At 63.8% G+C, this 18,040-nt stretch carries 15 protein-coding genes; 5 read left to right on the forward strand and 10 right to left on the reverse strand.

Features of this window, described 5'->3' with window-relative positions; translation table 11 throughout:
* Positions 1–153: 153 nt before the first annotated feature.
* Both P3T25_RS28660 and P3T25_RS28665 read left to right on the forward strand, forming a co-directional pair.
* Positions 154–1,185 (forward strand): diguanylate cyclase, encoded by a 1,032-nt coding sequence (locus P3T25_RS28660; protein WP_429360155.1) that lies wholly within the window; start codon positions 154–156, stop codon positions 1,183–1,185.
* A gap of 161 nt (positions 1,186–1,346) precedes the next feature.
* A complete protein-coding gene (locus P3T25_RS28665) occupies positions 1,347–1,715 on the forward strand; it encodes a DUF995 domain-containing protein (RefSeq protein WP_266240326.1) in 369 nt (122 codons plus the stop codon).
* A 32-nt stretch (positions 1,716–1,747) separates the two neighbouring features.
* On the opposite strand, the gene P3T25_RS28670 is transcribed toward P3T25_RS28665, so the two are convergent.
* From P3T25_RS28670 to P3T25_RS28685, 4 genes are all read right to left on the reverse strand, one after another.
* Positions 1,748–4,636, reverse strand: a complete 2,889-nt coding sequence (locus P3T25_RS28670) for an Hsp70 family protein (protein WP_429360157.1) — start codon at positions 4,634–4,636, stop codon at positions 1,748–1,750.
* Positions 4,633–6,483 (reverse strand): Hsp70 family protein, encoded by a 1,851-nt coding sequence (locus P3T25_RS28675; RefSeq protein WP_429360159.1) that lies wholly within the window; start codon positions 6,481–6,483, stop codon positions 4,633–4,635. Before P3T25_RS28675 ends, P3T25_RS28670 begins: the two co-directional genes overlap by 4 nt.
* Positions 6,480–7,076: a DUF2760 domain-containing protein gene (locus tag P3T25_RS28680; protein WP_154560772.1), complete on the reverse strand. Its 597-nt coding sequence runs from the start codon at positions 7,074–7,076 to the stop codon at positions 6,480–6,482. The genes P3T25_RS28675 and P3T25_RS28680 overlap by 4 nt, the downstream gene beginning before the upstream one ends.
* Before the next feature lie 295 nt (positions 7,077–7,371).
* On the reverse strand, positions 7,372–8,268 hold the full coding sequence (locus tag P3T25_RS28685) for a LysR family transcriptional regulator (protein ID WP_429360162.1): 897 nt from the start codon (positions 8,266–8,268) through the stop codon (positions 7,372–7,374).
* 133 nt (positions 8,269–8,401) lie between these two features.
* On the opposite strand from P3T25_RS28685, the gene P3T25_RS28690 reads away from it, so the two are divergent.
* Together P3T25_RS28690 and P3T25_RS28695 are read left to right on the forward strand one after the other, a co-directional pair.
* Positions 8,402–9,061 carry an NADPH-dependent F420 reductase gene (locus P3T25_RS28690; protein ID WP_429360164.1) on the forward strand — a complete coding sequence of 220 codons (660 nt, stop codon included), beginning with the start codon at positions 8,402–8,404 and terminating at the stop codon, positions 9,059–9,061.
* Positions 9,062–9,344: 283 nt separating this feature from the next.
* Positions 9,345–9,932, forward strand: coding sequence for an ATP phosphoribosyltransferase regulatory subunit (locus P3T25_RS28695; protein WP_168435714.1), 588 nt, complete (start codon positions 9,345–9,347; stop codon positions 9,930–9,932).
* Between the two features lie 4 nt (positions 9,933–9,936).
* Here the strand turns inward: P3T25_RS28695 and P3T25_RS28700 are convergent, their stop codons facing one another.
* The 4 genes from P3T25_RS28700 to P3T25_RS28715 are packed head-to-tail and all read right to left on the reverse strand — an operon-like array spanning position 9,937 to position 13,422.
* Positions 9,937–11,229, reverse strand: coding sequence for an NAD(P)/FAD-dependent oxidoreductase (locus P3T25_RS28700; protein ID WP_429360166.1), 1,293 nt, complete (start codon positions 11,227–11,229; stop codon positions 9,937–9,939).
* Entirely contained in the window at positions 11,226–11,975 is a 750-nt protein-coding gene (locus P3T25_RS28705) for an amino acid ABC transporter ATP-binding protein (protein WP_429360168.1), read from the reverse strand. Before P3T25_RS28705 ends, P3T25_RS28700 begins: the two co-directional genes overlap by 4 nt.
* Positions 11,972–12,628: an amino acid ABC transporter permease gene (locus P3T25_RS28710; RefSeq protein ID WP_154560777.1), complete on the reverse strand. Its 657-nt coding sequence runs from the start codon at positions 12,626–12,628 to the stop codon at positions 11,972–11,974. The genes P3T25_RS28705 and P3T25_RS28710 overlap by 4 nt, the downstream gene beginning before the upstream one ends.
* 29 nt (positions 12,629–12,657) lie before the next feature.
* Positions 12,658–13,422 (reverse strand): substrate-binding periplasmic protein, encoded by a 765-nt coding sequence (locus P3T25_RS28715; protein WP_054041519.1) that lies wholly within the window; start codon positions 13,420–13,422, stop codon positions 12,658–12,660.
* A 153-nt stretch (positions 13,423–13,575) separates the two neighbouring features.
* Between P3T25_RS28715 and P3T25_RS28720 the strand changes: the two genes are divergently transcribed.
* On the forward strand, positions 13,576–14,385 hold the full coding sequence (locus P3T25_RS28720) for an IclR family transcriptional regulator (RefSeq protein WP_171927304.1): 810 nt from the start codon (positions 13,576–13,578) through the stop codon (positions 14,383–14,385).
* An 895-nt stretch (positions 14,386–15,280) separates the two neighbouring features.
* On the opposite strand, the gene P3T25_RS28725 is transcribed toward P3T25_RS28720, so the two are convergent.
* Both P3T25_RS28725 and P3T25_RS28730 read right to left on the reverse strand, forming a co-directional pair.
* On the reverse strand, positions 15,281–15,427 hold the full coding sequence (locus tag P3T25_RS28725) for a hypothetical protein (protein WP_154560779.1): 147 nt from the start codon (positions 15,425–15,427) through the stop codon (positions 15,281–15,283).
* Positions 15,428–15,517: 90 nt separating this feature from the next.
* Positions 15,518–17,836, reverse strand: a complete 2,319-nt coding sequence (locus tag P3T25_RS28730) for a sigma-54 interaction domain-containing protein (protein ID WP_154560780.1) — start codon at positions 17,834–17,836, stop codon at positions 15,518–15,520.
* Positions 17,837–18,040: the final 204 nt, after the last annotated feature.

Here is an 18,040-nt window from a genome sequence, read left to right on the forward strand (position 1 = left end):
ATGCGAGGCACAAAGGCGTTCGGCTGCACCGCAGAAGATCCGGATTACGCGATCGCAGGTTGCAATTGTCTGCTGAATGAATCAGCTTCCTACCGCTCAAGTTTCGAATGCAGATGCCGTTGACACGAGCTAGTCACTTCCGGGAACCCAGCCGTGCAACTCGCTTACAGTAACGATCGTCTGTCCAGCAGGATGTTGGTTGATCCGTCCGCCGCTGGCGAACCCGAGGTGGAATCGTCGGTCATCGAGTGGTTGTTGCATGACGATCAGGTGATGCGCGAATGCTTCACGCACGCGGCGGAAATCCTGAAGAGCGTAACCGGCGCGGCGATCACCGCGATCACGTTGCTCGACAAGGAGCATCAGCACTACCGGGCCGAAGTCGGCATGGCGATGCCGCTCGTGACCCGCGCTCGTTCGCTGGCCGACTACGCGGTGCGCGACGCGGAGTTGTTCGTCATCGAGGATGCCCACGACGACACCCGTTTCGGTGAATGCATGCTGGTGCAGCGCCATCCCTTCGTGCGCTTTTACGCGGCGATTGCACTGCGCGCGCCGAACGGCGAGATCGTCGGCGCCCTGTGCGCGATGGACCCGGCACCCGGCCGCCTGGATGCGTCGCAACGCGGCGTGTTTTACCACCTGCGCGCGATGATCGAAAACGATCTGAAAATGCGCACGGCCACCGCGATCGACCCGCTCACCCAGTTGTACAACCGCCGCTTCCTGCTGGAAAGCATCGCGCGCAAGTGGAAAGACGCACGCGAGGGCGACGTGATGGGCTCGGTGGTGGTCGACGTCGACTGGTTCAAACAGTACAACGATACCTACGGCCACCAGGCGGGCGACCATTGTTTGCGCAAGGTGGCTTCGGTGATGCAGGCGGCGGCCGATGGCGAGCGCATCATCGCCGGGCGCATGGGTGGCGAGGAGTTCGGCCTGCTGGTGCTGCGAGCGGAGCCGGTGGCGCTTGAAGACACACTCGAAGCGCTGCGGCAGGGCGTCGAGGATCTGGCGATCGAACATCGCGCCTCGCCGCTCGGCATGGTGACGGTGAGCGTCGGCGCCTCGTTGACGCGCATGACCGAGGGGTCGCGGCTGGCGCATCGCGAGGGCTTCGCGAGCGCGGACCGGGCGCTGTATCGCTCAAAACACGACGGCAGGAATCTGGTGACGATGGCTTAGGGCAGGCCGCCTCGCGCGGGGACGGGTCTATACGGAAGCTCGCTGACGACGGTGCGGTTCCCGTCGGATCATAGCGGCGCGATAATGCACTGCAGTCCACACAGACGACCCGGCCGGTTTAGCCGGACGGCGTCGCTAACCGGTGCAAGCGGAGGCGGCCTATGAACGCGCTTGGCAGATCCACACTGCTGGTTCTCACCCTGGCGTCGGCGGTTTCAATGGCCGATGACCAGACGCCCATGACCAAAGAAGCACTGGCGAAGGCGGTGCCAGGCTCGACGATGGAGCGCACGAACGACAGCGGACGAGTCAGGAACTGGACCAATAACGAAGACGGCAGCGCCACGATCACGCGCATGCCCCGACCAGGCGGCAAGCAGGGCGTGCAGAAGACATCCGGACACTGGTCGATTTCCAATGACGGCCGCTACTGCCTGACCGAAGACTGGTCCACCAAAGAAGGCGGTCCTGTGGACTGGTGCCGTCACGTCGTGGCCGGACCCGGTGGGGCACTGCAGTTCGTCAACTGACCTTCGCGCAGTGCCCGCACCCTGGCGCTCGCTCATGGCGTTGCAGTTATCAGCTTCAGCCCCGCAGGCAGCGATTCTCCGAACACCCGGCCTTCGTCGGCGTCATCGAGTTCCACGGTCTCGCCGACCATCGCGATCCACGCGCGCGGCGCATTGGCCGCTTCGAGTTTGCGCACCACGGTATGGCGCAAGTCTTCGGGCAGGTCGCGCGAGCGGTCGCCGGTCATGCGGGCGATCTGCACGGCGGCGAACGCTGCGGGGTCGACCTTCTTCCAGTCGAGCGCGAGGATCGTGTTCAGCCAAAGCGCCGCGATGTCCGGCGGCACGACGCTATGCGCGCTGCCATAGAACGGCCGCCGCGCACCGATGCGCCCGACCGCCCACCAGCTCTGATGATTTTCCGCGGGTTTCTTCAAGCGCGTGAGCACTGATTCGCCGAGCTCGATCTTGCGTTCGACCGGAATGCGTTCGAGCGACGCGCTTAGCCTGACCATGTCGGTGAAGCCGGTTTTCGACACGTCGAAGGGCAGTTTGTGACGCGATTGCGCGGCCGTTTGCAGATAGGCCATCGCGTCGAGCACGCGTAGTTGCGCGCTTTCGTCGAGCCCGCCCGCCGCGCGGCGCCATAGCGTCCACCATTCCGACCACACCTGGCTTTCGTTGACGTACTGGATGCCGTCGTCGAAGAGCGACCAGAGTTGCTCCACACGCCATTCGTCGAGCGGATAGCCGAAGCCGGGCCGCACGCAATAGCCTGCGAGATTCAGCCACAAGCGTTCGTGGTCCGCCGAGCGCCGCCGGCGCCGCGCACGCTCCCACAGCGCGCCGAACAGTTCACGCAGCAGCGCGCTGTTCCAACCTTCGCGCGGGCCGAGCAGTTGTTCGAGTTGCGAGCGCAGGCGTTTGATTTCTTTCGGGTCGACGTTTTGCGCGCGTGTGCCGAAGCAGCGGTCGATATGGTCGATCGCCTGGTCGAGCGCGGGGTGCCGGGCTTGTGACGCATCCGCCGCCAGGTTCACCTGAGCATCTTCGCGGCGCAACTGGAATTCGAGCAGCCAGCGCTGCGCCGGATTGTCGAGCTCGATGCAGTGGACTTCGAGCGTGCCCACTTCCGTGAGAGAGGTTGCGATCTGTACCGCGGTTTCGCCGCGCGTCGTGCTCGCGCCGCGCTGTTGCACGATCGTCGCAATAGGTGGCAGCCGAACGAAATCGCCTTGTGCAAGGTCGGCCATCTCGCCTGGTTGATAGATCGTATCCGCGCTTGAAGAGGCCAGGTGAAAACGCACAGGGTGCCCGAGGCGCAGCGCGAATGTTCGGTCTTCGATCCGGATTTCGTGGCCTTCTTCGGTGCCGCGCGGCAGCAGGCAGATGCCGCGTTGCGCCGGTTCGGCGTCTCGTTCGTCATCGCCGGTTTCGTCGAGAACGAGGAAGTAACTGCGTGCCGAGCCGCCACCGATTTTCGGCGCCTGGCCAGCGCGCGCGAGGGCATAAGCGACCGCGCCGCGCGCCACGGCGACGTCGGGATTGTCGTTGTGCAGAACGTTGAGCGATTCGCCGCGCCACGTGCTCAAGGTGCTGGACAGGCGGTGCGCGAGCGCTTCAGCGCGGAACACGCCGCCGTTCAGTAACAGCGTGTCAGGCACCGGCAAAGACTCGTCCTGAGCTTCGCTCATATCGGAAGGAAGCGCGGAGGAATCAGAAGCGGAACCCAGCGCCTTACGCGACTGCGCCGCGAAGCGGTTCAGAAACGCCGCGATATGACGCGTGACCGCCGCGTCGGTGGCATAGGGCAGGCCGAACTCGACGATCGCGCCGCGCGGCCTGCCGGGCCGTTCGTTCGATGCCACCGCCGGAAAGAATCCGTCGACGATGATCTGCTCGACTTCCTCGCGCGTGACCTGCGCCGTGCGCGCGCCGCCGATCAGCTTCGAGCCCGCGCCGAGCAGCGTGATCGAAGCCGACTCCGGCGCGTCTGGGCCAAGCAGTTGTTCCTTCGCGCCGCGGCAACGCTCGACCAGTTGTGAGAGGCTCGCCGCCGATAGACGCGTGCGCTCGTTACCCGCTTGAGGCAAACGCGCCTCGACGCGATGCGCGAGCGCAAGATCCATGTTGTCGCCGCCGAGCATCAGATGGTTGCCCACGCCGATGCGCGTGAGCTCCGGCTCGCCGTCGCGCATGCGGACTTCGATCAGCGTGAGGTCGGTGGTGCCGCCGCCCACGTCGCAGATCAGCACGAGTCGCGTGTCCGACAGTTCGGTCGCAAGGCTTTCGCGATGATGAAACAGCCAGTCGTAGAACGCGGCCTGCGGTTCTTCGAGCAGCCTTAATGTGGGCAGGCCCGCCATCCGCGCTGCTTCCACCGTCAGCGCTCGTGCGCCTTCGTCGAAAGAAGCGGGCACCGTCAGCACGATGTCTTGCGCTTCGAGTGGCGCGTCGGGAAAGCGTTGATTCCAGGCCGCCCGCACGTGCGCCAGATAGCTCGCGCTGGCTTCGACCGGCGAGACCTTGCGGACATCGTCCGCGGCGCCCCACGGCAGGATCGGCGCGACCCGGTCCACCGACGCGTGCGACAGCCAGCTTTTCGCACTCGCCACCAGCCGTCCCGGCACCTGGCCGCCGAGCGCACGCGCGAGCCTGCCGATCACTACCGGTGGATCCTGCTGACTTCCGGCAGCGTTACCGATCGAACCGTCAGGCGCGCGCCACGGCAACTGCAAATCGCCCGCACGCAGCTCGCCCGGCGCAGCGTGATACCGCACCGAAGGCAGCAGCGGCCGTGCGGAGACTTCGCCGAGACTGACCAACTGATCGATCTCGAATACGCGAATCTCCTGCGAGCCTGCTGCAGCATAGGCCAGCACCGTGTTACTGGTGCCGAGATCAATGCCGACGCTGTAGCGCTTCTGCTTCACTTCAGTCATGCATTCGCGTTGCCGCGCACGTCGAACTCGACCTTCCAGCGTTCGTCGGTGCCGCGCGGCACGGCTTCGAGTTCGAGCGTGCCGGCTTCCGTCACGCGCGCATGCAGCTTCACCGGCACGACTTCACCAGCGGTGCGGCCGGCGGACGGCAGCGTCGCCTGGATTTCCTCCAGTTCCTGCAACTCCTCGGGCCCCCAGAAGTCGAGCAGCGTGCCGACCTGATCCTGACGACGCACCGACGATCCGAAGAAACGGAAGTGCACCGGCTCGCCGACGACCAGGCCGAACTCCTGCGCCGGCAGTTCGGCGTCCGTACCTTCCTCCATGCCGAACGGCGCGACGCACAGCGCCTGCACCGGCGGCTCGAGACCGGGGACGGCGGGCATCGCCGATTCGATCGCGATGTAATACGCGCGTGCGGTGCCGCCACGAATACGCACGCCCTGGCCGCGTCGCACGTAGCCGTAATAAGCCGCGCCACGCGCGACGGCGAGATCGAGATCCGCGCCTTCGAGCAGGCGTGCCTGCGGCGCACCTTCGGCACCGAGCCAGCCATGGAGCGTGCCCATGATCCGCTCGACTAGCAGCGGCGACTTGAACACGCCGCCGTTGAAGAGCACGGCTGTGGGGTGCAGGAACGTCGCGCCTTCCGTCGTGGTGATATCGCGCAAGCCTTCGAGTTCGGCCAGCGCGCCCACCTGACGGCCAAGGAAGGCCGCCAGATGCCGCGTGATGCCCGCGTCCTGCGCATACGGCAGGCCGAGTTGCGTCAGACCGGCACGCGCGCGGCTCACCGGACGCGCCGCGCTATCCACCTGCGGGAAAAAGCCTTCGAGGATCGTCTGGGTCAACTCCGCACGCGTGAGTTCGGTGCGAATCGAACCGCCGATCAGCTTCGAACCGCGGCTCGGTACGACGAGCGGTACGGTATCGGTCGACGGATCGCTGAGCAGCGTTTCCTTCGCCGAGCGGCAGGCATAGGTGAGGGCGCGCAGTTGCCACGCGTCGGCCTGGGTACCCTGCGCGGCAAGTTTGCGCGCGACCACGTGGGCAAGCGCGAGGTCCATGTTGTCGCCGCCGAGCAGAATGTGTTCGCCGACCGCGACGCGATGCAGTTCGAGATTGCCTTCGCGCTCGATCACGGCGATCAGCGAGAGGTCGGTCGTGCCGCCGCCGACATCGACCACGAGAATGATGTCGCCGACCTTGACCTGCTTGCGCCATTGGCCGCCGCTCTTCTGAATCCAGCTATAGAGCGCGGCTTGCGGTTCTTCGAGCAACGTCATACGTCCGTAACCGGCGGCTTCCGCTGCTTCGGCGGTCAACTCGCGTGCGGCCGGATCGAACGATGCAGGGATCGTTACCGTGATGTCTTGCTCGCTGAACGGTGCGTCCGGATGCGCGTGATCCCACGCTTCGCGCAGGTGCGTCAGATAGCGCACCGAGCTTTCGAGCGGCGACACGCGAGCGACTTCAGGCGGCGCGTCGTTCGGCAGAATCGCCGCGCGACGATCGACGCCGGGATGGCACAGCCAGCTCTTGGCGCTCGACACGAGCCGAATCGGCGTGGCCGCGCCGCGGCTGCGGGCGAACTCGCCGACTGCGAATTCGCGCTGGCCGGTCCACGGGAGGTACAGGTCGCCGGAGGCGAGTTCGTCCGGATGCGGCAGGTAGAGGAACGAGGGCAGCAGATCGAGGTTGTCGATCGCGCCGGGACCGGTAAGTTGAGCGACCGGCAGCACGCCTTGGGCGGTCTTTTCACCATCGCTGGCCGTGGTGTCCACGTAGGACAGCGCGCAGTGCGTGGTGCCTAGATCGATACCGATTGAAAAGCGTGCGTCGCTCATAGCTCCACCTCGGCCGGTGCGATTACCTTGGCGTTATGGCTGTCGGTCAGCTTCGGCAGACGCACTTCGTCGACACGCCAGCCGCGGTGGCTGATGCTGCCGTTGAACGGCGCCTTGCCGACCACATTGCCGGTCAGGCGAATCGAGGTGGCGTCGAAACCTTCGGCCAGCGTCACGCGGCTGCCTTCGGCTTCGTCGCGCACCGGACGGATCGTGAAATGCTCGCGCAGCGTCGTGCGGCAGCCGTCGTGCACGAGGCGGGCGGCGGCGCCGATGTCGGCGTCGCTATAGGCCTTGATATCTTCTTCGACGAAATCGATGAAGCGCGCGTCGCGTTGCAGCAGGCCAAGCAGTTGGAGTGCGGCGTCCGGGCTCGCTTCTTTCAGCGTGGGCGCCGGTTGCGGGGCTGGAGCCGGTGCCGCGGCAGGAGCGGGCGTGGGTGCGGGTGCAGCGCTCGCGGCAGCGACGCCACCTGCGTCGCCGTTACGCAGACGCAGCACCCCGGCGGCGAATTCGCCATCGCCGAGGATGCTGAAAAACGTACTGACGGCAAGTGAAATCCTGCCGAGGAAAGACGGGTTCGAATCGGTCATGAATGCTCCTGAGGGGCTCTGTTAAAGGACGAGCTGTCCTGGCTGCGCCGCACGCGACGGGCCTGAAGTGCCTGATTGGCGTGCGGGGCCGTCGTCATGCGTCATTGCGAGGGTCGGCGGCAAGCCTGCCGCCGAGGTCTGATTCATCCGGATTCGCGGCGCGTTTTGCGCGCGCGAAACCGGTATTTTGCCTTGTCGCGCGCCCGACGCGGGCAAAGGCGGGAATTCTAGCGGCTAATGGGTGGAGATTGGCGGGTGGCGCAGGCCGTCTTCCGGATGTACCCGGCTGCCCATTTCACGCGGCGTGCGGCCCGAATTCGGCCACCACCTGATCGATAAACGCGCGCAATTTCGGGGTGGCGCGGCTGGCCGGAAACACTAGGTGCATGGGTCGCGCGGGTGCTTCGTAGCTGTTCAGCAGGCGTACCAGCCGGCCCGCGGCGAGTTCGTCCTTCACCGCCACTTCGGGCGCGAGGATCACGCCGCCGCCATTGAGGGCCGCGGCCAGCAGCGCTTTCACGTCGTTGGCCTGAAAGCGGCCTGAGATCGGCACCACGTGTTCGCCCTGGGCATCGGCGAAATGCCATTCGGTCTGAACCGGCAGGCTCGTATAGACGAAGCTCAGGCACTCGTGCTCCGCCAGCGCTTGCGGCGTCTGCGGCTCGCCGCGCTCGGCCAGGTAGTCAGGCGACGCACAGGCGACCAGCCGGTACGGCATCAACTGTCGGGCGATCAACGACGAATCCGACAGCGAGCCGAGACGGATCGCGGCTTCATAGCCTTCGTCGATCAGATCGACGAAGCGGTCGGTCAGCGCCAACTCGACCCGTACCTCGGGATTGGCCTTCAGGTAGCGCGTGATCATCGGCGCGAGACAGCAGGTGCCGAAGGTCACTGGCGCGGTGATGCGCAGACGCCCGCGCGGCGAGGCAGACAGCTCCTGCGCGACCAATTCGGCCGCGTCGGCATCCGCCAGCAGTGCCTTGCAGCGTTCGTAGAAAATCTGGCCGATCTCCGTAAGGCTCTGGCGGCGCGTGGTCCGGTTAAGCAAACGCGCGCCAACGCGCTCCTCCAGCGTACTGACATGCTTGCCGGCCATCTGCGCGGAGATGCCGAGGGCGAGCGCAGCCGCGGCGAACGAACCGCTGTCGGCGGTTTTCACGAACACGGCCATGCTGGTCAAACGATCCATGATTCACCACTGTTGGTTTCGACAGTCATCAAATTACGCCTGTTTATCCGATGTAAGTTTTGAATCATAGTGCTTCTCATCGATGGGCGGGCACTCAACCGAGTGCTCCGCGGATAAACATGGAGTGTGAAACATGAAGATAGGCATTCTCGGCGCCGGCTTTCTCGGCCGCGCGATGGCGACCGTCGCGAAGATCCATGGTCACGAAGTCATGATCAGTAATTCCCGTGATCCGCGGACCTTGATCAGTACGGCCGCGGCACTTGGCTGCGCGCTCGGCACGGCTGAAGAGGCGGCGAAGTTCGGCGACGTGGTGGTGGTGACCGTGCCGTTCAGCAACATTGACGCGCTGCCGGTTGCGGCGCTCGACGGCAAGATCGTGATCGACACGTGCAACTACTATCCCGACCGCGACGGCCACATCGAGGCGCTCGAGAGTCGCTCGACGACCACCAGTCAGATGCTGGCCGCCGCATTGCCGGGCGCAAAGGTGGTCAAGGCCTTCAACGCGATTCTGGCGAGGGACCTCGAAACGGACGGCAAGCCTGCCGATGCGCCGAACCGCCGGGCATTGCCGTTCGCCGGCGATGACGAGCAGGCCAAACACATCGTGCGCGAGCTTCTCGATCAGTTCGGCTTCGATCCAGTCGATGCCGGTGCGCTCGCCGACAGTTGGCGCTTCGAGCGTGCTAAGCCGGTCTATTGCATTGCGCTGGATCGCGCGGGCATCGTCGAAGGATTGGCGGCGGCGCAGCGGGACGTCGAGTTACCGCATGGATCGTGGCGGCATTGAGTGGAACGTGGCGATGTGTTCCCAAAATTAAATCGATGTGCGACTATGCCCTCCATGGAATCCCGTAACGTACTGTTCATCTTTCACCACCATCACGGTCGCATGCGTTGCGCCGTGGTTCGTTACGTCCATAGCAGGGAATCGGGACTTTACTGATCCCGTTTCATGCACCAACGACCAAGGCGCCCCAGGGCGCCTTTTTTTATTTCTACGCACAAGAGACCAGACATGACCATGATCCGTGGAACCCGTTTTATCGTCGGAACCGAAGCCGCACAGATTCGTGCACTCGAAAATCGCTTCCGGAGCTACCTTCATTGAAGCCGGGGCAGAGGAGGCGATCGTTCCCGCGCTCTGGGGACAAGACACCTTCATCCAGAAAGCCGGTGGCAGTGAGGTCATCGGGCAGATGTGGGCTTTCCCGGACAAGAAAGGCAGACCCTGCTGTCTGATCCCGGAAGCGACAGCGCTGTTCCAGGAGCGCTGCAAGGAATTGCTGGGACGGCAAACGGAGCGCATGGTGTTCTACGTCGCGCGGTGCTATCGGTATGAGCGGCCTCAGGCAGGCCGTTACCGCGAATTCTCGCAACTCGGCTTCGAATATCTTTGCCCGGATCCGCAACGGGCCAACGTGCGCAGTCAGGAGATCGTGGCGGGTTTTCTGGATTCCTTCGGACTGCGCTACGAAATCGACAGTTCGGCTCGACGCGGTCTTAGCTATTACCTGAACGGCATGGGCTTCGAGATGCGCTGCACCGAACTCGGCGCGCAACAGCAGATCGTCGGCGGTGGGGCGTATCGGGAAGGTGCGGGTTTTGGCATCGGCGCAGAACGGTTGCTGCTGGCGATGGTGGCTCAAGGAATCGTATAGAGGGCTAACTCATCGCATCGAGCAACCCATACCACGCAACCCCGGCGCTGATATAAAAGCGCTGAAGCGCATGCAGCGGGATCCGTCGGATTGATGTCGGCGGCAACGGCAGTCCACGCGTCGCGCCTGCCAGATGCGCGGCGAGGTGTTTGCCGAGCGTCGTTGCCATCGCGATGCCGCGGCCGTTGTAGCCCAGCGCGATCGTCAGCCCCGGTGCGGGAAGATGAACATGCGGCAGGAAATCCCGCGTGATGGCGATGCGCCCGGCCCAGCGATACTCGTACTCGACGTCCGCCAGTTGCGGGTACAACAATCTGGCCGCACGTTCGAGGTGTGCCCAGTCCGCCGCGCCGCGTGGTTCGCGAAAAGGTCCGCGGCCGCCGATCAACAGGCGGCCTTCGCTGTCGCGCCGGAAGTACAACAGCAAGCGCCGCGAATCCGACGCCACTTCGCGCCCGGGCAGTATGCTTGCGCTGATCCTCGCGGCGAGCGGCTTCGTCGCCACGATGAAGCTGTTCGCCGCGATCACCGACTGCGCGATCCCCGGCCACAGCGAATCGCTGTATCCATTGGTTGCAAGCAGGACCTGACGCGCGTCGATGGTCGGTCCTTGAGCCGTGTGAATGCGCCATCCATCGGCGCGTTGTTCGAGGCGGCTCGCGGCCGTCGCGCCGTGAATCGCCACGCCACGCGCGAGGGCCGCGCGTGCGAGTCCACGCGCGTAGCTGAGCGGTTGCACGCTGCCCGCGCGCCGGTCCACCCATCCTCCGACAAACGCATCCGTGCCGAGCCGCTGCGCAATCTGCGCGCGATCGAGCAACTCGACGCGCGCGCCACGCGATTCCCACTGACGCGCACGCGCATGCAGCGTATCGAGCAGCCTGGTCGAATGCGTGGGCTGAATCCAGCCGGCGCGTGTCGCATCGCATGCAATACCGTGGCGCTCGACCAGATCGAACACCGTGTCGGCTGCGCCACCCACCATCCTGACGAGCGCGTCGCCGTCGTCCGGGCCGAAACGGCGCATGAGCTCGTCGGGGTCGTACTTGAGACCCGGAATCACCTGTCCACCATTGCGTCCCGATGCGCCCCAGCCCGGCTCGTTCGCATCGATCACGCAGACGTCCACACCGAGTTCGCTCAAATGCAGCGCCGTGGATAAGCCCGTGTAACCCGCGCCCACAATCGCCACCTGAACACGCTTCGGTGCATCGAGAGGCGGCGTGCGCACCGCGGCCTCAGCGGTGGCAGCCCAGAGCGACGGCGGCAACGGCTGGCCGGCTTCTACTGACTTCATTGCGCGATTCCGTTCGACGTGGGCGTGAGCATGCGGCGCAGAAAATCGCGCGTGCGCGGATGAGAGGGCCGCTCGAGCAGATCGGCTGCCGCGCCTTCCTCGCAAATGGTGCCGTCGTACAGAAAGCACACGCGATCGGCCACTTCGCGTGCGAAGCCCATCTCGTGCGTGACAACAATCATCGTCATGCCGTCGTTCGCGAGTTGCCGCATCACGCCGAGCACTTCGCCGACGAGTTCCGGGTCGAGCGCGGAAGTCGGTTCGTCGAACAGAATCGCTTTCGGCTCCATCGCCAGTGCACGCGCAATGGCGACGCGCTGTTGCTGGCCGCCCGAGAGCTCGGCTGGATACGCGCCCATCCGGTGCGCGAGGCCAACCTTGTCGAGCAGATGCCGCGCTTTCTCGCGCGCCGCATCGCCGGCTTCCTTTTTCACATAGAGCGGCCCTTCGCAGACGTTCTCCAGCACCGTGCGATGCGGAAACAGATTGAAGCGCTGAAACACCATGCCGACCTGCGTGCGCAATTCATGGATGTGCTTCGACCTGGCGTCGACGCGCACGCCTTCGACGGCGATCGTGCCTGCGTCGTAGGTTTCGAGACCGTTGATGCAACGCAGGAGCGTCGACTTGCCCGAGCCCGAGGGCCCAATCAGACAGACGACCTGGCCGGCTTCGACGTTGAGGCTGACGCCCTTGAGCACTTCCTGATCGTGGAAGCGCTTGTGAATGGATTGAACTTCGATCATCGCTTTCCCTTCTGACCGAGACGGCGCTCGAGGCGCCGCAAGCCGTAGACGAGCGGCAGGCTGAGCGCGAGATAGAGCAGCGCGACGAGCGTGAATACCGTCATGTTCTGGAACGTCGACGACGCAATCAACTGGCCGGCGCGCGTCATTTCCGCGACGGTGATGGTCGAGGCCAGCGACGAGTCCTTCAGCATCATCACGAGCGTGTTGCCATACGGCGGCAGCGCGATTCGAAACGCTTGCGGCAGGATCACGCGGCGCATGATCAGCCCGCCACGCATGCCGATGGATTGCGCGGCTTCGATCTGGCCGTGGTCGATTGCCTGGATGCCGGCACGAAAGTTCTCCGCCTGATACGCCGAATAGGCAACGCCCAGCCCGATGAAACCCGCCTGGAACGCGCTCAACTGCACGCCGAGATCGGGCAGCACGAAGTAGATGTAGAACAGCTGCACGATGATCGGCAGGCCGCGAATCACGTTGATGAACGTGGCCGCCGCGTTCGAGAGCACCTTGTTCGACGACACGCGCATCAGCGCCAGCACGAGCCCGAGGAGCGTACTGAGAACGAACGCGCAGAAGGTGATCTCGACGGTGACGACCGCGCCTTTCAGCAGGATCGGCAGGAAGTCGAGCGCATTCTGGATGAACATGACGTGATCTCCTCAGGAAGCGAGCCGCGTCATTCCACCTGCCACTTCTTGATGATCTGCGTGAGCGTGCCGTCTGCCTTGATCTTGCGGATACCGGCGTTCAGCTTCTCCAGCGTTGCGTTATCGCCCTTGCGCACCACGAAGCACAGTTGACCCTTCACGCTCGGCTGATAACCGTCGACGAGGCGCAACTGCGGGTTCGGGTTCTTCTGCAACTGGTACGCGATGATCGGATGATCGCCGAAGCCAGCCTTGATACGGCCGAGCGCGACGTCGCGCATGATGTCGGCGACCGAGTCGTACGTGCGCACCTCCTTGAAGATGCCTTTCTTGTTCAGCGCGTCGACGAAGGCCGTGCCCACTTGCGCGCCGACCACTTCGCCCTTGAGGTCGTCCATCGACGTGTACTTGCCCTTGTCGTCGGCGCGCACGATCAGACCTTCGCCATACGAATAGACCGTGTCGGAGAAGTCGACGACCTGCTCGCGGGCCGGCGTCTTCAGCATGGCGGCGGAGATCACGTCGATCTTCTTCGTGGTGAGCGACGGGATCAGCGCGGAGAAGGTGGTCTGTTCCACCTTCACGTCGAAACCGGCGGCCTTGCCGGTTGCGGTGATCGCATCGACCAGCAGACCCTGGATCGAATTGCTCTTCACGTCGAGGAAGGTGAACGGCACGCCGGTGGCCGTCGCGCCGACCGTGTACTCCGGCTCGGCGGCCGCCATGGCCGGCGTTGCTGCGAGGACCAACAGCGCGACGGCTGCGCCGGCGATGCGCTTGACTAACTGGATCATGAGATTCTCCACGACGGTGACGGACTACGATTGAGGAATCGGTGACTGGTGTGACTTCATCATATTCGAGTCAAAAATATCGAATAACATTATTTGCGTATCGATATGCGATATGCTAACGTCAATGCATCACGATCACCATTGGGTATTTCCATGAGCGGCAAAGGGGTGGAGCAGGCAAGCGAGAGCGAAGCGCCGGACGCGCTCTTCAATCAATCGCTGGAAAAGGGCATCGCGGTGCTGCGCGCATTCAGCGCGCAACGCCGGACCATGAGCCTGCCGGAAGTGGCCGAGGCGACTTCGATCACGAAGAGTTCGGCGCAACGGATGATCTACACGCTGGAGAAGCTCGGCTACGTGCGCAAACATCCGCGCACGAAGCGCTATCAACTCACCCCGCGAGTCGTGCAGATTGGCTTCAACTACCTCGCGGCGGATACGCTCATCGACGTGGCCAATCCGTTCCTGTCCGAACTCACGAACGTGACCGGTGAGACGACCAGCCTGACCGAACCGGACGGCGCCGAGATGCTGTACGTCGCGCGTTTTGTCTGCATGAAATTCGTGCCGATTCACATGCCGATAGGCAGCCGTATTCCGATGTACTGCACCGCCTCGGGCCGCGCCTATCTGAGCGCGCTGCCGGACGACGAAGTGCGCGCGCTGCTCGAGGCGAACGACCGTGTCGCGCATACGCAGTACACGGTGACGGATATCGGCGACATCGAGGCGCTGCTCGCGGAGGCGCGCCGCAGGGGTTATACGTCGAACCGTGAGGAACTGTTCATCGGCGACATGACGATTGCGGCGCCCGTGCTGGATGGCGAAAGAAGACCCGTGGCATCGGTGCACGTGGTCGCGCCGACCAGTCGCTGGACGCTAGCCGATGCCGAGCAGCGCCTCGCCCCCGCGGTGATCGATTGCGCGCGTGGCATTAGCAATTCGATCAGGACGCTGGGTTGACCTATCCGTGCAATTCGCCGACAAGGCGGGAGAGGCGGGCAATACGGTGGCGATACATCGGCGCCTGCGGAGAATTTTTCAGATGTTCGACGCGATCGCGCCAGTAGGTCGGCGGAAAAGGTTTTTGCGGCGCGCATGCGACTACGCGTTCAAGATGAACGAGTTCGCTTTCGAAAAGATGGTGGTGCATTGTCCGATTTCCCCGTGGATGGCCAGTCTGGTCCGTTCGCGACGCCGCTAACTATCTGACACCGCTCAGGGCTTCTAAAGCAGATTCTCGTCCGTGCAGTGGATCTGCGCGGTAATGCAATGCAAAAAAGACCGCTTACCTGGCTATCCAGAAAAATCCGTGGGGGTGGCCGGGTGCGCGAGTGCCGCAGAGTGCTTCACGCAGGATCGGTCGATGTGCCGCGATTGACGCAGGCAAGTAAAAAGGGCGGGCCGCCGCTGCTTGTCCACGCAAAGGGAGGCAACGACGGCCGAACCTCGCAGTGGTCTGCCTGATGCATAGCCAGGCGGATTCCACCATGTCGGCGTTACGCATTGCAACGATCTTCTCTATGGAAGTATTCGGTTGCCACGTGCCGACACACAACAGTTGCAGCTACAACAACAGCACAGCCCTCTCTCAATCCCCCGCCAGCGAGTTGGTATCGTTGGCGTCGATCGCGCGTCGAGCATGGTTCGGATCACTAACCGCAGGATCGTGATGACTTACGGCGATCCCTCGATCAGCGATGCCGGCGATCCAGAAACAAGCGGGACGTCGCCGGACGTCGGTGCGTCGAACACATTGCAGCGCGCGATCTTTTTTTGGTCCCCCCGGTTCCCCAGCTTGTCGGGCAGGTTTATTGCACGTTCTGGGCACTGCTACCGCCTCGGTGGGTTGTTTTTATCAGGCGGTGGCAGATATCAAATCTATATACGCAATGACCGTGCCATGCTGCAAAGCCGCATGGCGGCGGGAACAGTGGAACATTTCAGTCGCGACATTGGACAATCCCGTCCATACGTTTTCCTGAAATTGGACGATTTCGTCCATTTGGCTATTCCGGGCACGTTGAAGGACTATTTACTGCTGCCAAAGAACGCGGCGCCCAGTAGCAGCGGTTCCAGGTCTTCCCCGCGTAACTCATATGCCATTTGTTATTCCTTTCGTGTAGACGTCGATAGAAACTTCGCGCTGAAGTTCGGCGAGCAAACTCATGGCGCTGGTGACACGCGTGGTCGAATCAGTCGTCAGCGAGCGCAAACCGCGCTCGAGGATGTCGATTGCTTCGGCGATGCGGCCGGTGGCGCGCAGCAGATCGGCGAGATAACGCGCGGCGTCCACGCGCGCCGGCACCGAGCCGAACGCGAGCGCAGTGGACAACGCGGTACGCAAGCCCAGTTCCGCAGCGTTCACCTCGCCGAGTGCCCACTGGGCGCGCGCCCGGGTGACCAGGAGTTCGCCCAGGTAGACCCGTTCCTGACGGGCGAGGGTTTCATCGATCGCGGCGGCGAGCATCGCCTCGCACGTTTTCGCACGGCCGGCGCGCAGCAGCAGCTCGCCGTGCTGCCATGCCATGAAGGAATAGAACAGCGCACCGCCGTTGCAAACGACGTGGTTATCGTAGCCGTCGAGCATGACAGTTTCCGCTTCGTCGGAATGGCCGAGCGCACTGAGGTGGCATGCGCGAAGGACCTGCCCGACGCCCCGGTAGAACGCGAAGCCGTTCGCGATCGAGACTGACTCGAGTTCGCTCGCGAGGTGTCCTAGCCGGTCCATGTCTTCGAACAGGCAGGCGAGCCAGGCGGCGCCCTGCAGGTTGACGGCATGAGCGAACGCGTGCGCGCCGGGCTCCGATGAGCGCAGGATCAACATCTCCATGGCGCGCCGCGCCTGCACGAATGCGCCGATCTGGTAGGCCGCGAGTCCTTCGAAAGTCAACGCGAGACTGGCGAGATCGATCCCTTGCGAACCCGTACGGGTGTCGTCGCGCGTCACGCCAAGCAGGTTGCCGCGCGCGAGACAGGCGAGGGCTTCCTCGCTGTCACCGAGCCAGAAGAGGGTGTTGGTCATCGCGACGTGAGCTTCGTCGAGCGACACCCGGTCACCGCCGTTCTGCGCGCGCTCCAGCATGTTTTGCGCGGTTGCACGCGCCTGTTTGAGTTGGAGCGTCGTCAACTGCGTGGTCCAGACGCCGAACTGGATCGCGGCGATTTCGGCGGGCGTGCAGACGCCTTCGCCGATGGCCAGCGCGGCGGCGTAGCAGGCGGTGGCCTCCGCGTAAAGCCAGCCGTGCACGCTACGCAGGCTCATGCCGAGCAAGCGGTAGGCATCGAACTGAAGACGACGCGCGGCCTCCTGTTCATGGGGCGTCTGTAGCAGGTCGAGGCAGCGGCGCAACGGCGGAATGGCTTCGGCGAACTTCGATTCCTCGATCAGCGCGCTCGCATGTTCGAGACACTTGCGCGCTTCCCGGTGATGTTCCTCGCGCGACTTCAGACGCCGCTCGATTGTCTTGCGGCCCACACCCAGCAGGGTGGCCGCCGCACTCTTGTTGTGCCCGGTCCGTTCGAGCGCGCGGTCGATCAAAAGGTCTTCGGCGGCGGCGAGTTTGTCGCGCCCTTCGAGTTGCAGCAGCATGTCGGCGAGGCTGGCGCGCGACACCGGTCCGCCGGTTTCGTTGGCGAGAAACGGCTCGAGCGAGTCGACGTCGATGTTCGTGTTTTCGGCGAGCACGCTCAACTGGCTGATCAGGTTGCGCAATTGCCGGATGTGGCCCGGCCATGCGTGCTGGGCAAGCCGGCGGACGGCGGCCGGCGAAAACTCCAGACGGCGCGTGTGCTGCGACGCGAAGTGGGTGACAAGCGCGGGGATGTCCTCGACGCGCTGTTCGAGTCCGGGCACGGCAAGCACGAAAACCGCGAGCCGGTAGAAGAGGTCTTCGCGGAAGAGCCCTTCGCGTGCGAGTTCGCGCAGGTCGCGGTGGGTCGAGGCAACCACGCGTCCTGCGAAGTGCAGACTGGTGGACGAACCAATCGGACGGAAAGTTCGCGTTTCGAGTACGCGCAGCAGTTTGGGTTGCAGCGCGAGCGGCAGTTCGCCGATTTCATCGAGCAGCAGCGTGCCCTTGCCGACCTGCTGCAAAAGTCCCGGGCGGTTTTCGCCCGCGCCGGTGAAGGCGCCTTTAACGTGCCCGAACAATTCGGCTTCGACGAGGTTCTCTGGAATCGCGCCGCAGTTGACGTCGACGAAGGGTTGATCCTGGCGCAGGCTGTGTGCGTGCACACGGCGAGCGACCAGTTCCTTGCCTGAACCAGTCGGCCCAAAAATGAGCAAGGGATGATCGGTGGGGGCAACCCGATCGATCATGCGGACCAGTTGGCGAAACGCTGGCGCGCCGCCCACGAAGGCGCCGGAATCAGCCTTGTCGTGAGCGAACGGAACGTCAGGGGTGTAACTCATTACAAAATACGCTCCACGTGATCCGCGCGTGGAACAACGCGGAAATTGGCGTCGAAAAAGACGGGGCGGACGGCGATGCATCGGTCTGGTGCCTGGCCAGGTTTTCCGATTGCGTTGTCGGAACGTCCGTCTCAATTAAGAGACAGAGTATGACGGCTTGTCGCCGATGTTGTCTTTTCGAAAATAACCCTCGCAACAGCGCGA

Source organism: Paraburkholderia sp. GAS32, assembly GCF_050434225.1.
Classification (GTDB): domain Bacteria; phylum Pseudomonadota; class Gammaproteobacteria; order Burkholderiales; family Burkholderiaceae; genus Paraburkholderia; species Paraburkholderia madseniana.